The 19576-nt window shown below is 62.2% G+C and carries 21 protein-coding genes; 11 read left to right on the forward strand and 10 right to left on the reverse strand.

What is annotated here, in order from left to right; translation table 11 throughout:
- Window positions 1-179: 179 nt before the first annotated feature.
- The 5 genes from speE (at window position 180) to QD172_RS11005 (ending at window position 5844) form a co-directional block, all read left to right on the forward strand.
- The gene (gene speE / locus QD172_RS10985) at window positions 180-1043 is read left to right on the forward strand and encodes a polyamine aminopropyltransferase (RefSeq protein ID WP_077379636.1); all 864 of its coding nucleotides are present in this window, start codon (window positions 180-182) and stop codon (window positions 1041-1043) included.
- A 413-nt stretch (window positions 1044-1456) separates the two neighbouring features.
- Window positions 1457-2482 carry an amino acid ABC transporter substrate-binding protein gene (locus tag QD172_RS10990; protein WP_077379634.1) on the forward strand — a complete coding sequence of 342 codons (1026 nt, stop codon included), beginning with the start codon at window positions 1457-1459 and terminating at the stop codon, window positions 2480-2482.
- A gap of 229 nt (window positions 2483-2711) precedes the next feature.
- Entirely contained in the window at window positions 2712-3902 is a 1191-nt protein-coding gene (locus QD172_RS10995) for an amino acid ABC transporter permease (protein WP_136939467.1), read from the forward strand.
- 10 nt (window positions 3903-3912) lie between these two features.
- Complete coding sequence (locus QD172_RS11000) at window positions 3913-5037, forward strand: amino acid ABC transporter permease (RefSeq protein ID WP_279855768.1); 1125 nt, start codon at window positions 3913-3915, stop codon at window positions 5035-5037.
- A gap of 78 nt (window positions 5038-5115) precedes the next feature.
- Window positions 5116-5844 carry an amino acid ABC transporter ATP-binding protein gene (locus QD172_RS11005; protein ID WP_043331784.1) on the forward strand — a complete coding sequence of 243 codons (729 nt, stop codon included), beginning with the start codon at window positions 5116-5118 and terminating at the stop codon, window positions 5842-5844.
- Between the two features lie 144 nt (window positions 5845-5988).
- Here the strand turns inward: QD172_RS11005 and QD172_RS11010 are convergent, their stop codons facing one another.
- Window positions 5989-6525, reverse strand: coding sequence for a hypothetical protein (locus QD172_RS11010; protein WP_077379628.1), 537 nt, complete (start codon window positions 6523-6525; stop codon window positions 5989-5991).
- A 290-nt stretch (window positions 6526-6815) separates the two neighbouring features.
- On the opposite strand from QD172_RS11010, the gene QD172_RS11015 reads away from it, so the two are divergent.
- Window positions 6816-7244, forward strand: coding sequence for a host attachment protein (locus QD172_RS11015; RefSeq protein WP_077379624.1), 429 nt, complete (start codon window positions 6816-6818; stop codon window positions 7242-7244).
- 147 nt (window positions 7245-7391) lie between these two features.
- Here the strand turns inward: QD172_RS11015 and QD172_RS11020 are convergent, their stop codons facing one another.
- Window positions 7392-8339 (reverse strand): LysR family transcriptional regulator, encoded by a 948-nt coding sequence (locus tag QD172_RS11020; protein ID WP_084209519.1) that lies wholly within the window; start codon window positions 8337-8339, stop codon window positions 7392-7394.
- A gap of 281 nt (window positions 8340-8620) precedes the next feature.
- On the opposite strand from QD172_RS11020, the gene QD172_RS11025 reads away from it, so the two are divergent.
- Window positions 8621-9397, forward strand: coding sequence for a ferredoxin--NADP reductase (locus tag QD172_RS11025; protein WP_077379620.1), 777 nt, complete (start codon window positions 8621-8623; stop codon window positions 9395-9397).
- A gap of 206 nt (window positions 9398-9603) precedes the next feature.
- On the opposite strand, the gene glnK is transcribed toward QD172_RS11025, so the two are convergent.
- From glnK to QD172_RS11040, 3 genes are all read right to left on the reverse strand, one after another.
- Window positions 9604-9942, reverse strand: coding sequence for a P-II family nitrogen regulator (glnK, locus tag QD172_RS11030; protein WP_024951507.1), 339 nt, complete (start codon window positions 9940-9942; stop codon window positions 9604-9606).
- Window positions 9943-10092: 150 nt separating this feature from the next.
- Complete coding sequence (locus tag QD172_RS11035) at window positions 10093-11340, reverse strand: ammonium transporter (RefSeq protein WP_077379618.1); 1248 nt, start codon at window positions 11338-11340, stop codon at window positions 10093-10095.
- Between the two features lie 32 nt (window positions 11341-11372).
- Window positions 11373-11711: a P-II family nitrogen regulator gene (locus tag QD172_RS11040; protein ID WP_065392452.1), complete on the reverse strand. Its 339-nt coding sequence runs from the start codon at window positions 11709-11711 to the stop codon at window positions 11373-11375.
- A gap of 437 nt (window positions 11712-12148) precedes the next feature.
- Between QD172_RS11040 and QD172_RS11045 the strand changes: the two genes are divergently transcribed.
- Complete coding sequence (locus tag QD172_RS11045; protein ID WP_077379616.1) at window positions 12149-12523, forward strand: accessory factor UbiK family protein; 375 nt, start codon at window positions 12149-12151, stop codon at window positions 12521-12523.
- Between the two features lie 85 nt (window positions 12524-12608).
- On the opposite strand, the gene QD172_RS11050 is transcribed toward QD172_RS11045, so the two are convergent.
- Window positions 12609-12887 (reverse strand): hypothetical protein, encoded by a 279-nt coding sequence (locus QD172_RS11050; protein WP_077379614.1) that lies wholly within the window; start codon window positions 12885-12887, stop codon window positions 12609-12611.
- Between the two features lie 204 nt (window positions 12888-13091).
- On the opposite strand from QD172_RS11050, the gene QD172_RS11055 reads away from it, so the two are divergent.
- From QD172_RS11055 to QD172_RS11065, 3 genes are all read left to right on the forward strand, one after another.
- On the forward strand, window positions 13092-13250 hold the full coding sequence (locus tag QD172_RS11055; RefSeq protein ID WP_279855770.1) for a hypothetical protein: 159 nt from the start codon (window positions 13092-13094) through the stop codon (window positions 13248-13250).
- A 163-nt stretch (window positions 13251-13413) separates the two neighbouring features.
- The gene (locus tag QD172_RS11060; protein ID WP_279855771.1) at window positions 13414-13695 is read left to right on the forward strand and encodes a hypothetical protein; all 282 of its coding nucleotides are present in this window, start codon (window positions 13414-13416) and stop codon (window positions 13693-13695) included.
- 352 nt (window positions 13696-14047) lie between these two features.
- The gene (locus QD172_RS11065) at window positions 14048-15586 is read left to right on the forward strand and encodes a YifB family Mg chelatase-like AAA ATPase (RefSeq protein ID WP_084209516.1); all 1539 of its coding nucleotides are present in this window, start codon (window positions 14048-14050) and stop codon (window positions 15584-15586) included.
- 28 nt (window positions 15587-15614) lie between these two features.
- Here the strand turns inward: QD172_RS11065 and QD172_RS11070 are convergent, their stop codons facing one another.
- From QD172_RS11070 to QD172_RS11085, 4 genes are all read right to left on the reverse strand, one after another.
- Entirely contained in the window at window positions 15615-16646 is a 1032-nt protein-coding gene (locus tag QD172_RS11070) for a DUF4105 domain-containing protein (RefSeq protein ID WP_279855772.1), read from the reverse strand.
- Window positions 16647-16656: 10 nt separating this feature from the next.
- A complete protein-coding gene (locus QD172_RS11075) occupies window positions 16657-17808 on the reverse strand; it encodes a histidinol-phosphate transaminase (protein WP_191236444.1) in 1152 nt (383 codons plus the stop codon).
- Between the two features lie 88 nt (window positions 17809-17896).
- The gene (locus tag QD172_RS11080) at window positions 17897-18427 is read right to left on the reverse strand and encodes a hypothetical protein (protein ID WP_279855773.1); all 531 of its coding nucleotides are present in this window, start codon (window positions 18425-18427) and stop codon (window positions 17897-17899) included.
- A complete protein-coding gene (locus QD172_RS11085; protein ID WP_279855774.1) occupies window positions 18415-19425 on the reverse strand; it encodes an alpha/beta hydrolase in 1011 nt (336 codons plus the stop codon). The genes QD172_RS11080 and QD172_RS11085 overlap by 13 nt, the downstream gene beginning before the upstream one ends.
- Window positions 19426-19576 lie beyond the last annotated feature (151 nt).

The raw sequence follows: 19576 nt of genomic DNA on the forward strand, positions 1-19576 counted from the left end.
ACAAGCTCTTTCCACTCCGCGTGTCTTTGGCTATGGTGCTGCGCCTGAGTCCTGTTGATTGATCAGGACTGCATCGCCCGATGACGCGTGCGTCGATGATTCAGGCCTTGAGGGTCTGATGTCCCGTCCTCTTATTCATACCTTGATATCCGACTCCGATATCCCTTGTGAGGGTTCTCATGACCGAACATCTCGATGGCTCCTGGTTCACCGAAATCTTCGACCGCCACGGCAGCGCCTTCTCGCTCAAGGTCAGTCACAAGCTGCATGACGAGCAGACGCCTTATCAGCACCTTGAGGTCTATGCCACCGAGACCTACGGCAATCTGATGGTGCTGGACGGCTGCGTGATGCTGACCGACCGCGACAACTTCCTCTATCACGAGATGATGTCGCATCCGGCGCTGTTCACCCACGCGGCCCCCAAGCGTGTCGTCATCATCGGGGGGGGCGACTGTGGCACCCTGCGTGAGGTGCTCAAGCACCCGGGCGTGGAGAAGGTCACCCAGATCGACATCGATCCGGCGGTCACGCGGGCTTCCGAGCAGTTCTTCCCGGCACTGGTCGAGTCCAATGATGACCCGCGTGCCGAGCTGCTGTTCGAGGATGGCGTCAAGTGGGTCGACAACTGCCCGGACGAGAGCATCGACGTGCTGATCGTCGATTCCACGGATCCGGTCGGTCCGGCGGAAGGTCTGTTCAAGACCGACTTCCTCAAGCGCTGCCACCGTATCCTCAAGCAGGGGGGGGTGATGGTGCAGCAAAGCGAGTCGCCGCTGTATCACACCGACTCCATCATCAAGGACCTGCGCAACGACATGGGCGAAGCGGGCTTCGACAGCGTCGCGACCCTGCCGTTCCCGCAGCCGGTATACCCGTCCGGCTGGTGGAGCTGCACCCTGGCGGGCAAGGGATGTGACGTGAAGTCCTTCCGTGAGGAAGACGCGGCTGCGGCCAGCTTCGCGCGCGATTTCTATACCGTGGAAGGCCATCGTGCCGCCCTGGTACTGCCTCCCTTCATGCAGCGTCTGCTGGAAGACTGAGTCATCCAGAAGCGCATCGGGGCGTGAAGAATGCGTTTCAGTGCGCGGTAGCGTTGAGTCAGGGGGGCTGCGACATTGGTCGCAACTCCCCAGACCGGAGCGCAGGAAAGTTCAAGATCGGCCGTTTCGTCATGAAACGGCCGTTTTTATTTTGCACCGATATGAAGCGAACGAGGCGTCAGACGCCACTATCTGCACGCTTGTCTCGCCATATGATCGACGGTCGGCATCGGGAGGTTTGGCCGTTTTCACTGCCGTTCGGCTGTTTTTTCAGCGTTGAACGCAGCGGATCACACGATAGGCGGAAATTGGAACGGAGCTTGCTATTGTCGAGGGGTGCCATGCACAGCATTGCACCATCACCGTCTCGGGGTGTTTCCGAGCGGATTCCAGACATACGCGAGGGATTCAAGATGCATAACAACAAGAAGCCACTGCTGATCGCTAGCGCCGCCCTCCTGGCTGCCTCGGTAGCCAGTGGTGCCAGTGCCGCGACTCTGGATAGCGTCAAGGAAAAGGGCTTTGTCCAGTGTGGTGTCAGCACCGGTCTGCCGGGCTTCTCGGCGCCGGATGACGCCGGCAACTGGCAGGGCCTGGATGTCGATGTCTGCCGTGGTGTCGCGGCGGCTGTGCTGGGTGATGCCAGCAAGGTGCGCTACGTCCCGCTGACGGCCAAGGAACGCTTCACCGCGCTGCAGTCCGGTGAAATCGATGTCCTGTCGCGCAACACCACCTGGACCGCCACGCGTGACACGTCTCTGGGCCTCAACTTCGCCGGCGTGAACTATTACGACGGCCAGGGCTTCATGGTCAGCAAGGACCTGGGGGTCTCCAGTGCCAAGGAGCTGGATGGCGCGGCGGTCTGTATCCAGTCCGGTACCACCACCGAGCTGAACCTGGCGGATTACTTCCGCCTCAACGAGATGTCCTTCGAGCCGGTCGTCTTCGACACCTCCGACCAGACCGTCAAGGGCTTCGAAGCGGGCCGCTGTGACGTCCTGACCTCCGACCAGTCCCAGCTCTACGCCCTGCGCATCAAGCTCTCCGATCCGGCGTCCGCCATGGTACTGCCGGAAGTCATCTCCAAGGAGCCGCTGGGCCCCGTCGTCCGTCAGGGCGATGACCAGTGGTTCAACATCGTCAAATGGACCCTGTTCGCTCAGATCAACGCCGAAGAGATGGGGCTGACCTCCGACAACATCGAAGCCAAGAAGTCGGATACCAATCCCAATGTCGCGCGTCTGGTCGGTGCCGATGGCAACTACGGCGAAGCCATGGGGCTGCCGGCTGACTGGGCCTATCAGGTCATCAAGCAGGTGGGCAACTACGGGCAGATGTTCGAGCGCAATGTCGGCACTGGTTCCGCTCTGGGGATCGAGCGTGGTCTGAACGCGCTGTGGACCGACGGCGGCGTCCAGTACGCACCGCCCGTTCGCTGATGCCTCGGCTCGCCTGGAGGTCCAGCGCGAGCCGGGTGAACCGTGACGCAGGCTGAGCAAGGACGCTGGCCAGGGAGAAGTGGCCATACGGTCATTTCCCCTGGCCAGCGTCGTGAGGGGCTTGGTCTGTTCCCCGTGATCCTTTCCTCGAGTGCCGAGAGATAACTGATCTGCCGTTCGATAGGGCGGCAGGCGGAAGTCGCATAGCTTTCCGGCGGAGATTGCCTGTATGACACAACCTGCTTCTCGCCCGCCGGCCACGGTCAAGCCGCCATTCTGGCGTGACCCGGCCAAGCGAGCACTGATCTTCCAACTTCTGATGCTGGCAGGCGTGTTCGGCGTGTTGGCGATCATCGTCAGCAATACCCTGACCAACCTCGAAAGCCGTGGCATCACCACCGGCTTTGCCTTCCTGGACAACACCGCAGGCTTTGGCATTCTGCAAAGTCTGATCGACTATTCCGAGCAGTCCACCTATGGCGATACCTTCATCGTCGGTCTGCTCAACACTCTGCTGGTATCCGCACTGGGCGTCATCGCGGCCACCGTGATTGGCTTCATCATGGGGATCGCCCGTCTTTCCCCCAACTGGCTGATCTCGCGGCTGGCGGCGGTCTACATCGAAGTCTTCCGCAACATTCCCCTGCTGCTGCAGATATTCTTCTGGTACTTCGCCGTTCTTCGCACTCTGCCGAGTCCGCGAGGTTCGCTGTCGCTGGGCGAGGCCTTCTTCCTCAACGTGCGCGGTCTGTTCGTGCCGGCACCGATCACCTCCAGCGGCTTCTCGGTGGTGATTGCCGTGTTCGTGCTGGCCGTCGTCGCCAGCGGCATCTTCAGCTACTGGAACCGCCAGCGTCAGGCCCGTACCGGTCAGCGCTTGCCGGCGGGCTGGATCTCGCTCGGTCTGATCATCGTGGCGCCGCTGCTGGCCTACTTCGCGATGGGCATGCCGCTGAGCTGGGAGCTGCCGGAACTCAAGGGCTTCAACTTCCGTGGCGGCATTACGGTCGTTCCCGAGTTCCTCGCCCTGTGGGTCGCGCTGTCGGTCTACACCGCGGCGTTCATTGCCGAGATCGTGCGTTCCGGCATCGAGGCGGTACCGCACGGCCAGACGGAAGCCTCACGGGCGCTGTCGCTGACCGGTGGCATGACGCTGCGCCTCGTGGTGGTGCCACAGGCACTGCGCGTCATCATCCCGCCGCTGACCAGCCAGTACCTGAACCTGATCAAGAACTCGTCGCTGGCCACGGCCATCGGCTATCCCGATCTGGTCTCGGTCTTCGCGGGTACCACGCTCAACCAGACGGGTCAGGCCATCGAGGTGATCGCCATGACGATGCTGGTGTATCTGACCATCAGTCTGCTGGTCTCCATGTTCATGAACTGGTTCAACGCCCGCATGGCGTTGGTCGAGCGCTGAGGGTCTGCCCATGTCGATTGAAAAGACCCTGTCACGGGTTACCGAGAAGATGATCGATTCCCGCCCGGCGCCAAGCGACAGCATCGGTGCGGTGGCCTGGCTGCGAGCCAATCTGTTCGCCGGACCGATCAATACGCTGTTCACGCTGTTCGCGCTGTATCTGGTCTACCTGCTGGTGGTGCCCAGCCTGCAGTGGGCACTGATCGGTGCCAGCTGGAGTGGCACCTCACGAGAGGACTGCACGGGGGAGGGCGCCTGCTGGGTGTTCATCAGTGCGCGTCTCGATCAGTTCATCTACGGCTTCTACCCGAGCGAGGAAACCTGGCGGGTCGATATCGTCTTCGCCGTCTTTGCGGCGCTGATCGCCTGGCTGGCGATACCGAAACTGCCGGCCAAGGGCTGGGTCGCCATCGTCACGCTGGCGGTCTTCCCCTTCATCGCCTACTTCCTGCTGCATGGTGGCAGCTTCGGCCTCGAGATCGTCGGTACCCATGAGTGGGGCGGTCTGATGCTGACACTGGTACTGGCGGTGGTGGGCATCGTGGCGGCACTGCCGCTGGGGATCCTGCTGGCGCTGGGGCGTCGCTCCGAGATGCCGATCGTGAAGAGCATCTGCGTGGTGTTCATCGAGTTCTGGCGCGGTGTGCCGCTCATCACGGTGCTGTTCATGGCCTCGGTGATGCTGCCGCTGTTCGTGCCCGGTGAGGTCAATCTCGACAAGCTGGTGCGCGCGCTGATCGGCATCACCCTGTTCCAGAGTGCCTACATGGCGGAAGTGGTGCGTGGTGGCCTGCAGGCGATCCCGAAAGGGCAGACCGAGGCCGGCATGGCGCTGGGGCTGGGCTACTGGCGCAACATGGGGCTGATCGTGCTGCCCCAGGCGCTCAAGATGATGATCCCCGGCATCGTCAACACCTTCATCGCCCTGTTCAAGGACACCTCGCTGGTACTGATCATCGGGCTCTTCGATCTGCTCGCCATCGTGCAGGCCGGTCTCGCCGACCCCAAATGGCTGGGCTACTCCATCGAGGGCTATGCCTTCGTGGCACTGGTCTTCTGGGTCTTCTGCTTCAGCATGTCGCGCTACAGCCAGTATCTCGAGCGCCTGCTGCATACCGGTCACAAGAAGCGCTGATCACGGCGCCAAGGAATCTTCATCATGACAACGACAACATCCGCCTCGCAGGGCAACACCGGTGCCGATGAGCGCCCGATGATCGAGCTCAAGGGTCTCAACAAGTGGTACGGCGACTTCCACGTGCTGCGTGACATCAACCTGAGCGTGCGCAAGGGCGAACGTATCGTTATCTGCGGGCCTTCAGGGTCCGGCAAGTCGACGATGATCCGCTGCATCAACCATCTCGAGGAGCATCAGGAAGGCGATATCGTGGTCAACGGCATGCCGCTGACCCAGGACATCAAGCAGATCGAGGCGATCCGTCGCAACGTCGGCATGGTCTTCCAGCACTTCAATCTGTTCCCGCATCTGACGGTGCTGGAGAACTGCTGTCTGGCGCCGATCTGGGTACAGAAGCGGCCACGCCGCGAGGCGGAAGCCGAAGCCATGAAGTACCTGGAGCGGGTGCGCATCGCCGATCAGGCCCACAAGTTCCCGGGGCAGCTGTCCGGTGGCCAGCAGCAGCGTGTCGCGATCGCACGCTCGCTGTGTCTGAGCCCGGAGGTGATGCTGTTCGATGAGCCGACGTCGGCGCTGGACCCGGAGATGATCAAGGAAGTGCTGGATGTCATGGTCGAGCTGGCCAATGAAGGCATGACCATGCTGTGCGTGACCCACGAGATGGGCTTCGCCAAGACGGTGGCGGATCGTGTCATCTTCATGGATCAGGGGCAGATCATCGAAGAGAACGCGCCGGAGCCGTTCTTCAACAATCCGCAGTCCGAGCGGACCCAGCTGTTCCTCAGCCAGATACTGGGGCATTGAGGCCACGGACTGATCGGATGAGGTGAGCCGCAGAAAAGACAACGCCCTGTGTGATGACAATCACGCAGGGCGTTTTCGTATGTCTTCCACAAGGGCGTCAGTGAGTGCTTGCTTCGCCCTAGCGTCACCCATCGTGACATGTCATCAGAGGCTGGGCTCCGTCCTGCGTGCCTCGGTGCTGCTAGTGTCCGGAAGCTCATCGTCGCCGCCCAGGCTCGGTTCCTGCGGCTTGGCGGCGGCCTTGGACGATGCTTCGGCAGGCGTCGGTGCCGCCGGTGTAGCAGCTGATGCCTCTTCGCCCTCGCGCGGCCAGGTGACACTGCGCGGCTTGCCGACCCAGCTGTCGTCATCGTCATGCACGGCAGGGCGACGTGAGATGGAGCGCGTGACAAGTGCGGCTGCATCCAACGAGTGGTTGGCGCCACGTACGCTCATCACGTGATGCGGTGCCATCAACAGCTCGAACAGCAGACGCGTGAGAACGAAGGCCAGCAGGAAACCGCCGACACCCTGAGACAGGACTGGCCATTGTGCCAGCAGTGAATTGTCCGGCCCGATGGGCGTCAGGTGCTGCAGCGTCCAACCGGTAGCCGCGACCAGAAGGCCCAGCTGAATCGACAGGTGAGCGGTGACCAGCACACGGCGGGGCAGTGGGCGGCGCATCAGGATCAGATCGCGCATCGAGACATCTCCGGAACAGAGCAAAAGAGTGAGAGGGCGAGAAAGAGGGCAGAGCGGGCCCTGTGTGCAGCGGATGTTAGCACGCACTTCGCCAGCCGCGTCATGTCCGGGAGTGGCGACGGCCATGTCGTCATGTCGGCGATTCTCCTCGCTTGGGTATGGAAAAATTACCCCCACAGTCCGACAAGGGTTGAATGTTCACTCCGCTGCCAGCATGTCCCCTGATGAACGCAGAAGATGATCGTCAATATCTGATCAACGACGCCTCACGAGAGACAGGGAGTGTGTAAATGGTTACTTACATCGTTGCTGCTGATGCCGCCCGCGCTCGTATCTTTGCCCGTGCTGCCGGCAAGGTCACTGAAGTGGACAGCCTCGTACATCCTGAAAGCCGTCAGCATACCGGTGACTTGAGAACCGGTGGCAAGGGCGAGTCCAGTGGCGGGCACGGTAGCCTGCATCAGACGGGAGATGATGGCGCGACCTCGGACAAGCATCAGGACTTCTTCGCCAAGGAAGTGGCGCAATATCTCAAGCAGGCGGCCAACGACGGCAAGTTTGATCAGCTGATCATCGCTGCCGCACCCAAGTTCCTCGGTGCGCTGCGTGACAAGCTCGACAAGCCGGTGGCCAAGCTGGTCAGCGAGACCGTCGACAAGGATCTCTCCCATGAGAGTGCCGACGACATCAAGCAGCGCTTCACTGGCCTGAATCACTGAAGTCGGTGACATGACAGCAGGGCGTTACACGGCCTGCTGAATCTGAAAGCACCGTCAGCGGACTCGCTGGCGGTGCTTGTGCGTTGGCGTCATGCAATATGGAGGGTAAGTGAGTGCTTGCGTACCTGCGGCCATGCTGCTTCATGGTCACGGTACCTGATGCATCTCGATCTCGTCGCTGCGTGAGGCGGAGCCACTCAGGGTGCGGCAGCTCGTCACGAACTCGCGCATGGCCTGGGTAATGAAGCGGTCGCGATGATGGACGAAGCGATAGGCGCGAGTCAGTTCCAGCCATGGGGTAGGCAGCTCGACCAGGCTACCGCGCCGGAAGGCGTCTCGTAGCGCCAGTCGTGAAACGCAGCCGATCCCCAGGCCAGCCTCCACCGCGCGCTTTATCCCCTCGGTGTGCTCCAGTTCCATCATGATGTCGAGTCGCTGGGCCACGCTGTCCGAGGGGCTCTCGAGGTGTGGGCGCAGTGCCTGTTCGAAGGTGCTGCGGGTGCCAGAGCCCCGTTCACGCATGATCCAGCGCGCCTCCAGCAGACGTGCGAGCGTCAACTCTCCTCGGGCCAGAGGATGCGAGGGAGCGCAGAAGATGCTCAGGCGATCACTTACCCAGTGCGTGGCTTCCAGCAATGGGTGCTCCACCTCGCCTTCCACCAGCCCGATATCGAGCTCGAAATGCGCTAGCTTCTCGATCAGCTGGTGGGTGTTGAGGACATGCAGCTCCACACGGCTGGCCGGATGATGCTCGAGGAAGCTGCCGACGATCTGGGGCGCCAGGTAGTTGCCGATGGTCAGGGTGGCGCCGATTTCCAGTGAACCGGTGGCATCCTGCTGGCCGAGCAGCTGCTCGAGTTCTTCCGCCTGATCCAGCAAGGCGATGGCCTTGGGAAGCAGTTCGCGGCCAAGGCCATTGAGGCGCAGGCGTTTGCCATGCCGGTCGAACAGGCGACAGTCGAACTGGCGCTCCAGTTCGGCCAAGGCCGTGCTGGCGGCGGACTGTGACATCGCGAGGCTTTCGGCTGCCAGCGAGACGTTGTCGTGGCGTGCCACGGCAACGAAGACCGCCAGTTGTCGCAGGCTGTAACGCATTCCGCCTCCTTGTGCATGCAGGCAGTGTCGAGAGGAGCTCGCTGGCCAGCGCAACACCCGGTTCGCGCTGCAATGTGAAGCAGGCCATTGCCGGGCTTGTAATGCGATTCATTCGCAATCAATATTGATAGTCTGGATAACCTATATCCAGATAAACCATTTAACGCATAACCCAACAGTGACTACAATCGCTGCATAGTTCATTGGGTCATAAGCTGTTATTTGCTTATTCCATAATAGAATACTTGATTTCAAGGGGCGCGACCCCGGGAGGCCACCAGGTGAGCAGTCTGACCACTACCGAAGTCATCGACGTCCATCATTGGAACGACTCGCTGTTCAGCTTCCGCACCCAGCGGGAAGACAGCCTGCGCTTCAAGAATGGCCAGTTCGTGATGATCGGCCTGGAAGTCGAAGGCAAGCCGCTGATGCGCGCCTACTCGATCGCCAGCCCGAACTACGAAGAGCATCTGGAGTTCTTCTCCATCAAGGTGCAGGACGGCCCGCTGACCTCGCGCCTTCAGCACCTCAAGCCGGGTGACCAGATCATGGTCTCGCGCAAGCCCACCGGAACGCTGGTGCTGGACGATCTGCTGCCGGGCGAGAATCTTTACCTGTTCTCCACCGGAACTGGCCTGGCGCCCTTCCTGAGCGTGATTCAGGACCCGGAGACCTATGAGCGCTATGACAAGATCATCCTGATGCACGGCGTGCGCCATGTCTCCGAGCTGGCCTATGCCGACATGATCGCGGAAGAGCTGCCCAAGCACGAGTATCTTGGGGAAGAGATCGCCGAGAAGCTGATCTACTACCCGACCGTGACGCGCGAGGAGTTCCGCAACCAGGGCCGCATCACGGATCTGGTCGAGAATGGCAAGCTGTTCGAGGACATCGGCCTGCCGCCGCTGGACCCGAAGCGTGACCGCGCGATGATCTGCGGCTCGCCGGCGATGCTCGACGATATCAGCGCCATGCTGGATGCCCGTGGCTTCGCCATCTCGCCGAAGATGGGTGTGCCGGGTGACTATGTGATCGAGCGTGCCTTTGTCGAGAAGTGAGCGTGTTGAGAAGTGAGCGTGTCGAGAAGTGAGCGTGTCGAGACGTAAGCATGTCGAGAAGTGATGCCCTGAGCATGAACCACGAGCATCACGCATGAACGGCACGTGCTGAAACGAAAAAACCGCAGGCCAATGGCCTGCGGTTTTTTGTGTGCTCATGTCACCCGTCGGGGCAGCACGTCATCGCCAGGGCTTGCGCCAGGGGCTTAGACGGCGTCCTTGCCGGTCTCGCCGGTACGGATGCGAATGACCTGCTCCAGCGGCGAGACGAAGATCTTGCCGTCGCCGATCTTGCCGGTGTTGGCGACATTGGTGATCGCCTCGATCACGGAATCGATCATGGCGTCATCCACGGCGACCTCGAGCTTCACCTTGGGAAGGAAGTCGACCACATACTCGGCACCCCGATACAGCTCCGTGTGGCCCTTCTGGCGGCCAAAACCCTTGACCTCGGTCACGGTGATACCCTGGACGCCAATCTCGGACAGGGATTCGCGTACGTCGTCGAGCTTGAATGGCTTGATGATGGCAGTGACCAGTTTCATCGTCTCTCTCCTTGGGTGATGGTGCGGGTGGCGTTGCTGCTCGCCACGCCAGCCCCTATTGCTCAAGCATACACCGCTTATCCGGTCAGGAAAAAAGACTCCCGCCAGGTGGCGGGAGTCTTTGGGTGTCGCGTGAGTCTCGATCCTTGATTACTTGCGGCTGGAGGTGAATTCCGGATACGCCTCCATGCCACATTCCGCCAGATCGACGCCTTCGTACTCTTCCTCTTCGCTGACGCGCAGTCCCATGATGGTCTTGATGACCAGCCAGACCACGAAGCTTGCGATGAATACCCAGGCGAAGATGGACACGGCGCCCAGCAGCTGTGCGGAGAAGGTGGCATCGTCATTGGTCAGCGGCACTGCCATCAGACCCCAGAGACCGACTACACCGTGGACGGAGATGGCACCGACCGGGTCGTCGAGCTTGAGCTTGTCGAGGCCGACGATGGAGAACACCACCAGCAGGCCACCGACGGCGCCGATCAGGGTGGCAGCACCGACACTCGGTGCCAGCGGACCAGCGGTGATGGCGACCAGGCCAGCCAGGGCGCCGTTGAGGGCCATGGTCAGGTCAGCCTTGCGGAACCACAGGCGGGCGAGGATCAGGGCAGCGATGACACCCCCGCAGGCAGCGGCGTTGGTGTTGACGAAGACCTGAGCGACCGCGTTGGCTTCATCGATGTTGGACAGCACCAGCTCGGAGCCGCCGTTGAAGCCCAGCCATCCCAGCCACAGGATGAAGGTGCCCAGGGTCGCCAGCGGCAGGTTGGAGCCCGGGATGGCGTTGATCTCACCGTTCTTGCCGTACTTGCCCTTGCGAGCCCCCAGCAGCAGCACGCCAGCCAGTGCGGCGGAAGCGCCTGCCATGTGCACGATGCCGGAGCCGGCGAAGTCACTGAAGCCCGCTTCGCTCAGGAAGCCGCCACCCCAGGTCCAGTAACCCTGGACCGGGTAGATGACGCCCGTCATGACCACGGCGAAGGCCAGGAAGGCCCACAGCTTCATGCGCTCGGCGACTGCACCGGAGACGATGGACATGGCGGTCGCCACGAACACCACCTGGAAGAAGAAGTCGGAACGCGCGCTGTAGTAGATGTCGCCACCGGAAGCGAGCGCTTCCTCAGCGGTATTCTCGGCGCCGATCAAGAAGCCCAGGCTCGGCAGGAAGCCGCCTTCGGCGCTTGAGTACATGATGTGGTAACCGACCACCATGTACATGGTGCAGGCGATGGCGAACAGCGCCACGTTCTTGGTCAGGATCTCGGTAGTGTTCTTGGCGCGTACCAGGCCAGCTTCCAGCATGGCAAAGCCGGCAGCCATCCACAGCACCAGGGCGCCACAGACCAGGAAATAGAAGGTATCAAGTGCGTACTTGACCTCGATGATCTCGTTCATGCGGGATTCTCCTTTATTATTGTGCGCGGGGCTCAGACAGCATCGGCGCCGCGTTCACCGGTACGGATACGGATCACGTCATCCAGCGGGGTGACGAACAGCTTGCCGTCGCCGATCTTGCCGCTGTTGGCTGCCTGGGTGATGGCGTCCAGCACCGTTTCCACACTGCTGTCATCAACAGCTACTTCAATCTTGACCTTGGGAAGGAAGTCGACGACATACTCGGCGCCGCGATACAGCTCGGTGTGGCCCTTCTGTCGCCCGAAGCCCTTCACTTCCGTGACCGTGATGCCTTGCACGCCGTTGTCGGCCAGCGCTTCACGCACGTCGTCCAGCTTGAAGGGTTTGATGATGGCGGTGATCAGTTTCATGTGCTGCCCCCGTTTGCTACCGCAATGATCTGTCATGTTGAGTGCGGCCAATCAGACACTGCTGGTGGCCTGTTCCTGACAAGTGCATCGCACGAGGTATGCCATGAGGTTAAAAAATCTTTAAATTCATCTAGTTGTGCTGAGGGAAAAAGCAGCTCCGCAGCAAGGCCAAAAATGACGGCAAGGAGAACGCCATGGCGATGCACCGCTTTGGTGCCTGAATTGCGGCTTTCGAGGTAGGAGATAGCGCTAATATGGTGCACAAGGGCCGGTGCCTGCCGTCGGTTGCGAGAGATTCGGGGTCGAGACATGCGTCAGGCCAGCGGGTTGCGTATCCTTGCAACATGACATGATGTCCCCCACGTTTCGGGGAGATCCTTTTCTCTGACCGACAGCCCCATGATGGGCCCGTCGGCTTGCAATGGCTGAGGTGGAGCATGTTCAAGAACGACGTCATCGGGCGTATGGCCCAGCAGATCGGTGAGCGCCTCCAGGACGCCTCGCACGGCCCGGAAGAGCTGCAGAAGTCCGTACAGGGCGTGATGCGCAGCGCCTTTGATCGCATGGAACTGGTGTCGCGCGAGGACTTCGACATCATGATGGATGTGCTGACGCGGACTCGCGGGCGTGTGGAGTCGCTGGAGAAGCAGGTCATCGCACTTGAGGCGCTGCTGGAGAAGCAGGGACTGGTGGCGGGTGCTGCGTCGACCACCGAGCCTGCCGTGGCGGTGGACGATGAGGGAGAGGCCGCGCTGGCAAAGCGGGAAGCCGCCAGCCACGCCGAGGAGATCGAGCGTCAACGCGACGCCTGAATGGCATGCTGCCAAAAAAACCGCCACACCCGTCGAGGTGTGGCGGTTTTTTTGTGTCCGTCGCATGAGGCGGGTGCCGGGCAGGTCAGACCGTCTGTGGACGAGATCCCATCAACCAGCGAACCAGGCCCACCAGAGATGCCACGATCCAGAACACCTCGATCACGAAGCTGGCGAGATTGAAGTTGATGCACAGGCTGATCAACAAGAGGATCGCCCCGCTCAGATTCATGAGGTTATAGGCCAGGCTGCGTGCATCGAGCCTGCCAATCTGCAGCAGAAAGAAGGCACCGACCACCAGAGAGGTGCCGAGCATGCCGATGATGTCCGCCATGGGTGCCAGCGAGGCAAGCATGTCTTGCATGAGGTGTTACTCCTGAAACAAGCCGAAGTCGTCCTGAATGGCTGGCCCTTTCCGTGGGTTGGACGATTCTCTGCCACCCTTGGGTGGCCTCCTTGAGACAGCTTGGCGGTTGTATCAGCAGGGCCGAGACAACCGATCAAATATACCAGCAGTCCCCCTCTTGAGGCACTCCTGTAGCGCCTGGAGTACCGCCTTGTATGTTCCATGAGCACTCTTCTGGTGCAGGCCCGAGGGCTGGTGATCCGTCAGGTGCTCCATGTCGCCAACTTCGTGAAATATCTGCTAGAACGCGCGCTATTTCATGGAAAAAGCCGGTTGATGGGCTATTTTCAACGTTCAGTCCGCATGAATGTCTCGAGCTGAGCAGACACGGCAGTCAGTCCGGCGCATCGATGGAGGCTGGCATTTGGTGGGGCCTGCGTGACTCTCGGGAAAGGCACTCCCTTCCCCCGCGCCTCTTCTCTTGAGCCCAGCCTCCTGAGTCATGCCAGGGCGTTTCTCCATTCACTTCTTCATGAACATCTCCGTGAACTACTTCGTGAAGTTCTTCATGAAGCTCTTCATGAAATTCATGCCGCGATGTCGACGGGAAACGCTGCCGTTGGTTCATCGTGCGGGTGCCTTGCCCGTTCTGGGTGACGATATTGCCTCTCTGCCGCCTGTTTCGCCGGTCTGGCCGGGTGCTGGAGGAGGGCTGATGTCGCCCTCAAGTGTTGATTCAGAGTGTAATGCGTCACGCTTCGATGAGGTGGTGCGGCTCGGTGTCCATATCGATAGGGTTTGGCGTTGCCAGATGATGGATATTTGAGCGCTGGGAAATGCCCTGTCGAGGGGTTTATGTAATTTTATCCACGGTCGGTATTTTCATTACGTATCCAGTAATTCTAGGGGTTAGTGGCGTAATGAAAATTATGAAACGGGTGGCTCGAATCGCTGATAATACCGTTGCGGTGCAGTGAGGACATGCCGTGTCCGGCAGCGCGAGTGACATTTGAGGAGTGCCGCATCGCCAAGCGTTGAGTCGTGTGCACGCTGGCAGGTATGAGATTTGCCATGCTGGAGGAGATGGCACCGGTATCGTGCCCTCGCGCTCATGGCAGGCGGGTGCCTGCTCCGATTGCGCCGTGCAGCAGAGAGGCGGCATCACGCAGGGAAGACTCATGTCATTGGCAATGTTGCGCACGCGCGCATCTCTTGGTCTTGAAGCCCCGGAGGTGCAGGTAGAGGTACACCTCTCCAACGGGCTGCCGGGGCTCTCCATCGTTGGCTTGCCGGAAGCGGCGGTGAAGGAAAGTCGTGAGCGAGTGCGCAGCGCATTGCTCAATGCAGGCTTCGAGTTTCCAGCGCGCCGAATCACCCTCAATCTGGCCCCGGCTGACCTGCCCAAGGAGGGTGGGCGCTTTGATCTGCCGATCGCACTGGGCATCCTGGTGGCATCCGGTCAGGTGCCGGAAGAGGCCGTGGCGCAGATCGAGTGTCTGGGCGAGTTGGCACTCGATGGCAGCATTCGCTCCGTTACTGGCGTGCTGCCTGCTGCGCTCTGCTGTCGCAAGGCCGGGCGCACCCTGGTGGTGCCGCGTGGCAATGCCGATGAGGCCGCGCTGGCGGAACAGCTGGATGTGCTGTCCGTGGGCCATCTGCTGGAGTTGGTGGCGCACCTTCTCGGGCGTGAGAGGATCATGCCGCATGTCTGTTCCGTCACTCCTCAGGCGCGACTCCCGGAGCCGGACCTGAGCGAGGTGCGTGGCCAGCATCAGGCGCGGCGTGCGCTGGAGATTGCCGCTGCGGGAGGCCACAACCTGCTGTTCGCGGGGCCGCCGGGTACGGGCAAGACGATGCTGGCCAGTCGCCTCTCCGGCATTCTGCCGCCGCTGGGGGAGGCCGAGGCCCTGGAAGTCGCGGCGGTACGCTCGGTCTGCGGGATGCCGATCATGGAGCGCTGGGGCCAGCGGCCCTTCCGGGCGCCGCATCATACCGCCAGTGGTGTCGCGCTGGTCGGGGGTGGCTCCAGACCGCGTCCGGGAGAGGTGTCGCTGGCCCATCATGGCGTGCTGTTTCTGGACGAGCTGGCGGAATTTGATCGTGGTGTGCTGGAAGTGATGCGTGAGCCGCTGGAGAGCGGCCGCATCCTCATCTCGCGTGCCAGCCACCAGCGGCGCTTCCCGGCACGTTTCCAGCTGGTGGCGGCGATGAACCCCTGCCCGTGCGGCTATCTTGGTGACAGCCGTCGCAACTGCAGTTGCACGCCGGCCCAGATCCAGCGCTATCAGGCGCGCCTGTCTGGCCCGCTGCTGGACCGTATCGATCTGCAGGTCGAGGTACCGGGACTGCCTGCTGAGGAGCTGACGTCCGCGACCCCCGGTGAGGCCTCGGACGCAGTGCGCGAACGGGTGCTGGCAGCCCGCGCTCGTCAATTGGCCCGCGGCGGGCTCAATGCCCATCTCGACACCCATGCCCTGGAAGCCGCCTGCCAGCTGGAGGACGGCGAGCGTCAGTGGCTGGCCGGCGTGCTGTCGCGTCTCAATCTCTCGGCGCGTGCCTATCACCGGGTCTTGCGTGTCGCGCTGACGTTGAGCGATCTCATTGCGCAGGATGGCGTGCAGCGGCCCCAGCTGATGGAAGCCATCGGCTATCGTCAGCTGGACCGCATGATGGGGAGAGACCCGGCCCGCCCGGGAGCGGAACAGCGCAGCGCCTGAGCACTGCCTGTTGGGCCGCGTCGCCCGTTCAGAAGGACGGGCTGTCCGCGCCGGGGATGCCCTCACGGATCAGGCGCGAGAAGTCGCCGTCCGGGTGCTCGTCGGCGGCGATGGCGGCAGGGTTGATCAGACTTCTGGCCTTGAGCTCGGCGAAGGGCGCGGCGTCACTGAGGGCATCCTGGTCCGCGACATATTCCGGCAGATAGCCGGAGAGCAGCAGTCGATAGTCCAGCGGCAGGCCGTCGGTGAGGCGCGTCATCATTGCGTAGACGAGGGTGGTGCAGTTGCTGGTGGCGGTGTTGTAGAAGCGTGGCTGAGTGCGCAATGTCTCGGCTTCGTCGACGTAGGCCAGCAGCAATTCGCGGATCAGTTCGCGCGGCATCTGCACCCGATAGAGATGCACCTGCTCCCCGCGCACGTTGCTGCGCACGCGGATGATGTCGCGCTCGTCAGCGGCGATCACCGCCAGTTCGTACTCCTTGAACATCCCGCCCAGTGTCGAGAAGGCTTCGTCACGCTCCTTGCGGATTTCCACCGAGAAGGCCAGATGGCGTCCATCGGCGAAACCGAAGCTGACCAGCGTATGAGCGATCTGCGGCCCCATCCAGTGACTGGTCAACAGATCCACCGAGGTCAGTTGATCCAGAGGATAGTCCCGACTCTCCCAGCGCGGCGTGTAATCCTCAGGCGTGCGCCACTCGAAGTTGCGCACCTGTTCGAGGTGCAGGATGTCATCTTGGCTGACGCTCCCCTCGACCAGATGTTCGACCTCCGGTGCCCAGTCGCGGTCCGCCCGCGGGGTGATGCTGTTCCACCAGCCGAGGCTGGCGACCAACAGCATCAGGTAGCTGCCCGTCAGTCGCCAGCGAATCGCATGGAGTTGCGGCCACCACAGCGCAATGACACAGATGAGGCTCAGCGCACCCGCGAGGACGGCCAGTGTCGCGCGAAGCCCCTCCGGTCCCGGCAGGCGGAACCACAGGGCAGGCATCAGCCACAGGCTCGCCCCCAGCAAGGCAAGGCTGGTGACGCTGCGGAGCACGATGCTGGTCAGGCTCATCGGCCGGCACTCATGCGCGATTCTCTTCGACGATGGCCTGCTCGAGACGCGCCAGTCGACCCGGCACCAGGCTGTCCTCCAGGGTCGAGATGCGCAGGATATGGCCGAGCGCCGGGTGAGGGGAGCGGGTGATCAGCACGCCCTGCGCCATCAGTTGCTGCTGAACCTGAGCGGCCCGCTCGGCGCTCTTGAGGCGCACGCAGAGGAAGTTGGTGGCACTGGGGAGGACGTCAGCCCCCAGCGAGCGTAGGTGCTCGGCAAGCTGATCACGACACTGGATGACCGCGGCGACGTGAGTCGCGGCTTCTTCGGGATGCTCCAGCAGCAGCTCGCCGGCTGCCAGTGCCGGCGCGCTGACGGCATAGTGGATCCGAACCTTGGTCAGAAGGGCGAGATCCTCACGCTCGGCGATCATGAAGCCGAGACGCAGGCCCGCCAGTCCATAAGCCTTGGAGAAGGTGCGCAGCCGGAAGGTACGAGCCATCGGGGCATTGTCGGCCTGCGCCGCATCGGGGCGGAAGTCGTGATAGGCCTCGTCCAGCAGCAGGCTGCAGTCCGCTGGGAGCGCATCACGCAGTGCTCGGACATCCTCATCCGAGTGCAGGTGCCCGCTGGGGTTGTCCGGGTTGGCGAGATAGACGACACGGGCCGCATGCTGACTTGCCGCCGCAGCGAGTGCGGCGAGATCCGGTGCCAGCTGGGCGAAATGGAGGGCATCATCAGAGGCATGGGCTTCGGTATATGGCACTTCAATGACCTCAGCACCGAGACCGCGCGCAAAGTACGCCAGTGTGGGGTAGGTGCCGGCACTGGTGATCACGCGCTCTCCCGCACAGATGGTGGCGCGCATCACCAGCGCCAGCAGGCTGTCGGCGCCGGCGTCGACCAGCAGCGTCTCGTAGGCGACGCCCAGGCGCTCGGCCAGTTGATGGCGCAGTTGCCAGGCATCGGCGTCCGCGTAGCTGCGGCTCAGGTCTGCCAGGGCATGGCCCAGCTCGCCGCCGAGTACCGCGTGGGGCATGTCGAGCCCTTCATTGGAGCCGTACTGATGCGGCAGCGCATGCCCCAGTCTGCGTTCCAGCGCCTTGATGCCGGGGAACGGGTTGTGCGGTCCCTCCTGATAAAGGTGGGCCAGGAAACGGCGGGGAGTGGCGGTAGTCATCTTGGCTCCAGAGGCGGTAACGGATGACGCCGGGAGGCAGGAGGTGGCCATGCGGCGTCAGAGAGTGAGTCGAGGAGACAGTGGGCGCTCAGGAGGCAGGTCGCGCACTGGCAAGGGCGTCAAGCGCCGCCTGATCGAAGGCGCCGCTGAGCGTGAATGTCCGGGTCTGCTGGCGCTCCGCGCTGAGACGGCGCACCAGCTCCAGTGTCAGCTGGTAGGGCTGCAGGGTGCGGTCGGAGAGCCTCAGGGGGCCACCGCTGGTATCCAGGCGTGCCACGAGGCGCCATTGCAGGCTGTCGATGCCGGGGCGATCGTTGCTCCAGTTGAGCACCTGCGGGCCATCCTTGAGCGCCAGCAGGGCACGTGTCAGCGCTTCATTGAGTGCGCCGGGCTGCACCTCGAGACTGGTATCCACTTCAGGAGGTGCCAGCAGCAGGACCTGCTCGCCCAGTGGCGGGGTCCAGCTCTGCTCATCCAGCAGGCGGGCAGCACTCTGGCCCAGGCCGTAGATGGGGTCGCGCTCCGCGCGTGGCACCTGATCCAGTCCCATGCAGCCGGTCAGACCGGTGATCAACATCAGGCTCGCCAATGTTTGCAGCCCGCGACTCATTCGTGACATGCCGGGGCGCCTCCCCTGTCATCAGGGACCTCAAGTTCCGGGCGCGGCGACAGCGCATCGAGGAAGGCATCCAGCTCGGCGAACAAGGCCGTGCGAATCGGCTCGGCCTCATTGACCAGATGATGCTGCGCCTCGGGGTGGCGATGAATCCGCGCGTTGGGGAACTTGCTGGCCAGCACGTCGAGATTCCACTGCCAGTCCACCGTGGTGTCCTGTTCGCCCTGCAGTATCAGGGTGGGTAGCGAGCAGGGCGGGAGGGCCTGCAGGCGTGGAATCCAGGCGCGCATGGCCGAGACCCACTTCACGGCGAGTCGATCCGCCTGAAGCGGGTCGTTGGTGCTCAGGAACTCGTAGAACGCCGCGTCATTGGTATTCGCGCGGTACTTGCGCGGAATGGAGTCGATGAAGGGGCGCGCCATGCTATGCAGCCAGCGGGACTGCGGCCACCCCCAGGGGCGGACCAGCGGGGCGAGCAGCGCGATTCCCTGCCAGCGCGAGTCACTGCCACGCATCAGGGCGTCGGTGGCCAGCACGGAGCCGCCGGTGCTCTGACCGATCCCGAACCAGGGATGCGGCGCCAGGTCGTGGACTTCCAGGTACTCCTGAAACGCCTGCAGGCAGCCGACATAGTCACCGAAGTCATCGATGGAAGCCGGCTCGCCGGAGGACAGGCCATGCCCCGGCAGGTCCCACAGCGCGACCTGCCAGCCCTGCTTCAGCAGGTGGGCCAGCAGGTGACGATACAGCGCGAGGTGATCGAAATATCCATGCACCACGAAGATGGTGCCGCGCGGACTCGGGGGAGTCCACAGCTGTGCCCACAGGCGAAAATCGCCAGCATCGAGGTGTCCGGCATGTACGGTGACATGTGCGCTGCGCAGTTCATCCAGGCCATAGTGGCTCAGGTAACAGGCCAGCGGGCTGGTCGTCTGACCGGGCAGACACTCAGGCAGACGAATGAAAGGGCCATAATCGAGCAGTGCGCTGAAGTCGGGCATGGTGATCTCCATAATGCTGCCATGCTAGCGGCTGGAGCTGTCGTGAGCCATAGGAAAAAACAGTGTTTCTTCATACAAGGGCTGCGTGTCGCGAACTGCCAGCATTCGTCATGCCATTTCCAGAACACGGTAATCCGGTTTCAGCCTCTTG

The sequence above is a fragment of the Cobetia sp. 10Alg 146 genome, assembly GCF_029846385.1.
In the GTDB taxonomy this organism is placed as follows: domain Bacteria; phylum Pseudomonadota; class Gammaproteobacteria; order Pseudomonadales; family Halomonadaceae; genus Cobetia; species Cobetia marina.

Bases quoted from the DNA above. Each gene is read 5' to 3' on its own strand.
- speE (WP_077379636.1), top strand. From the start codon at position 180: ATGACCGAACATCTCGATGGCTCCTGGTTCACCGAAATCTTCGACCGC.
- QD172_RS10990 (WP_077379634.1), top strand. From the start codon at position 1,457: ATGCATAACAACAAGAAGCCACTGCTGATCGCTAGCGCCGCCCTCCTG.
- QD172_RS10995 (WP_136939467.1), top strand. From the start codon at position 2,712: ATGACACAACCTGCTTCTCGCCCGCCGGCCACGGTCAAGCCGCCATTC.
- QD172_RS11000 (WP_279855768.1), top strand. From the start codon at position 3,913: ATGTCGATTGAAAAGACCCTGTCACGGGTTACCGAGAAGATGATCGAT.
- QD172_RS11005 (WP_043331784.1), top strand. From the start codon at position 5,116: ATGATCGAGCTCAAGGGTCTCAACAAGTGGTACGGCGACTTCCACGTG.
- QD172_RS11010 (WP_077379628.1), bottom strand. From the start codon at position 6,525: ATGCGCGATCTGATCCTGATGCGCCGCCCACTGCCCCGCCGTGTGCTG.
- QD172_RS11015 (WP_077379624.1), top strand. From the start codon at position 6,816: ATGGTTACTTACATCGTTGCTGCTGATGCCGCCCGCGCTCGTATCTTT.
- QD172_RS11020 (WP_084209519.1), bottom strand. From the start codon at position 8,339: ATGCGTTACAGCCTGCGACAACTGGCGGTCTTCGTTGCCGTGGCACGC.
- glnK (WP_024951507.1), bottom strand. From the start codon at position 9,942: ATGAAACTGGTCACTGCCATCATCAAGCCATTCAAGCTCGACGACGTA.
- QD172_RS11035 (WP_077379618.1), bottom strand. From the start codon at position 11,340: ATGAACGAGATCATCGAGGTCAAGTACGCACTTGATACCTTCTATTTC.
- QD172_RS11040 (WP_065392452.1), bottom strand. From the start codon at position 11,711: ATGAAACTGATCACCGCCATCATCAAACCCTTCAAGCTGGACGACGTG.
- QD172_RS11045 (WP_077379616.1), top strand. From the start codon at position 12,149: ATGTTCAAGAACGACGTCATCGGGCGTATGGCCCAGCAGATCGGTGAG.
- QD172_RS11050 (WP_077379614.1), bottom strand. From the start codon at position 12,887: ATGCAAGACATGCTTGCCTCGCTGGCACCCATGGCGGACATCATCGGC.
- QD172_RS11055 (WP_279855770.1), top strand. From the start codon at position 13,092: ATGAGCACTCTTCTGGTGCAGGCCCGAGGGCTGGTGATCCGTCAGGTG.
- QD172_RS11065 (WP_084209516.1), top strand. From the start codon at position 14,048: ATGTCATTGGCAATGTTGCGCACGCGCGCATCTCTTGGTCTTGAAGCC.
- QD172_RS11070 (WP_279855772.1), bottom strand. From the start codon at position 16,646: ATGAGCCTGACCAGCATCGTGCTCCGCAGCGTCACCAGCCTTGCCTTG.
- QD172_RS11075 (WP_191236444.1), bottom strand. From the start codon at position 17,808: ATGACTACCGCCACTCCCCGCCGTTTCCTGGCCCACCTTTATCAGGAG.
- QD172_RS11080 (WP_279855773.1), bottom strand. From the start codon at position 18,427: ATGTCACGAATGAGTCGCGGGCTGCAAACATTGGCGAGCCTGATGTTG.
- QD172_RS11085 (WP_279855774.1), bottom strand. From the start codon at position 19,425: ATGCCCGACTTCAGCGCACTGCTCGATTATGGCCCTTTCATTCGTCTG.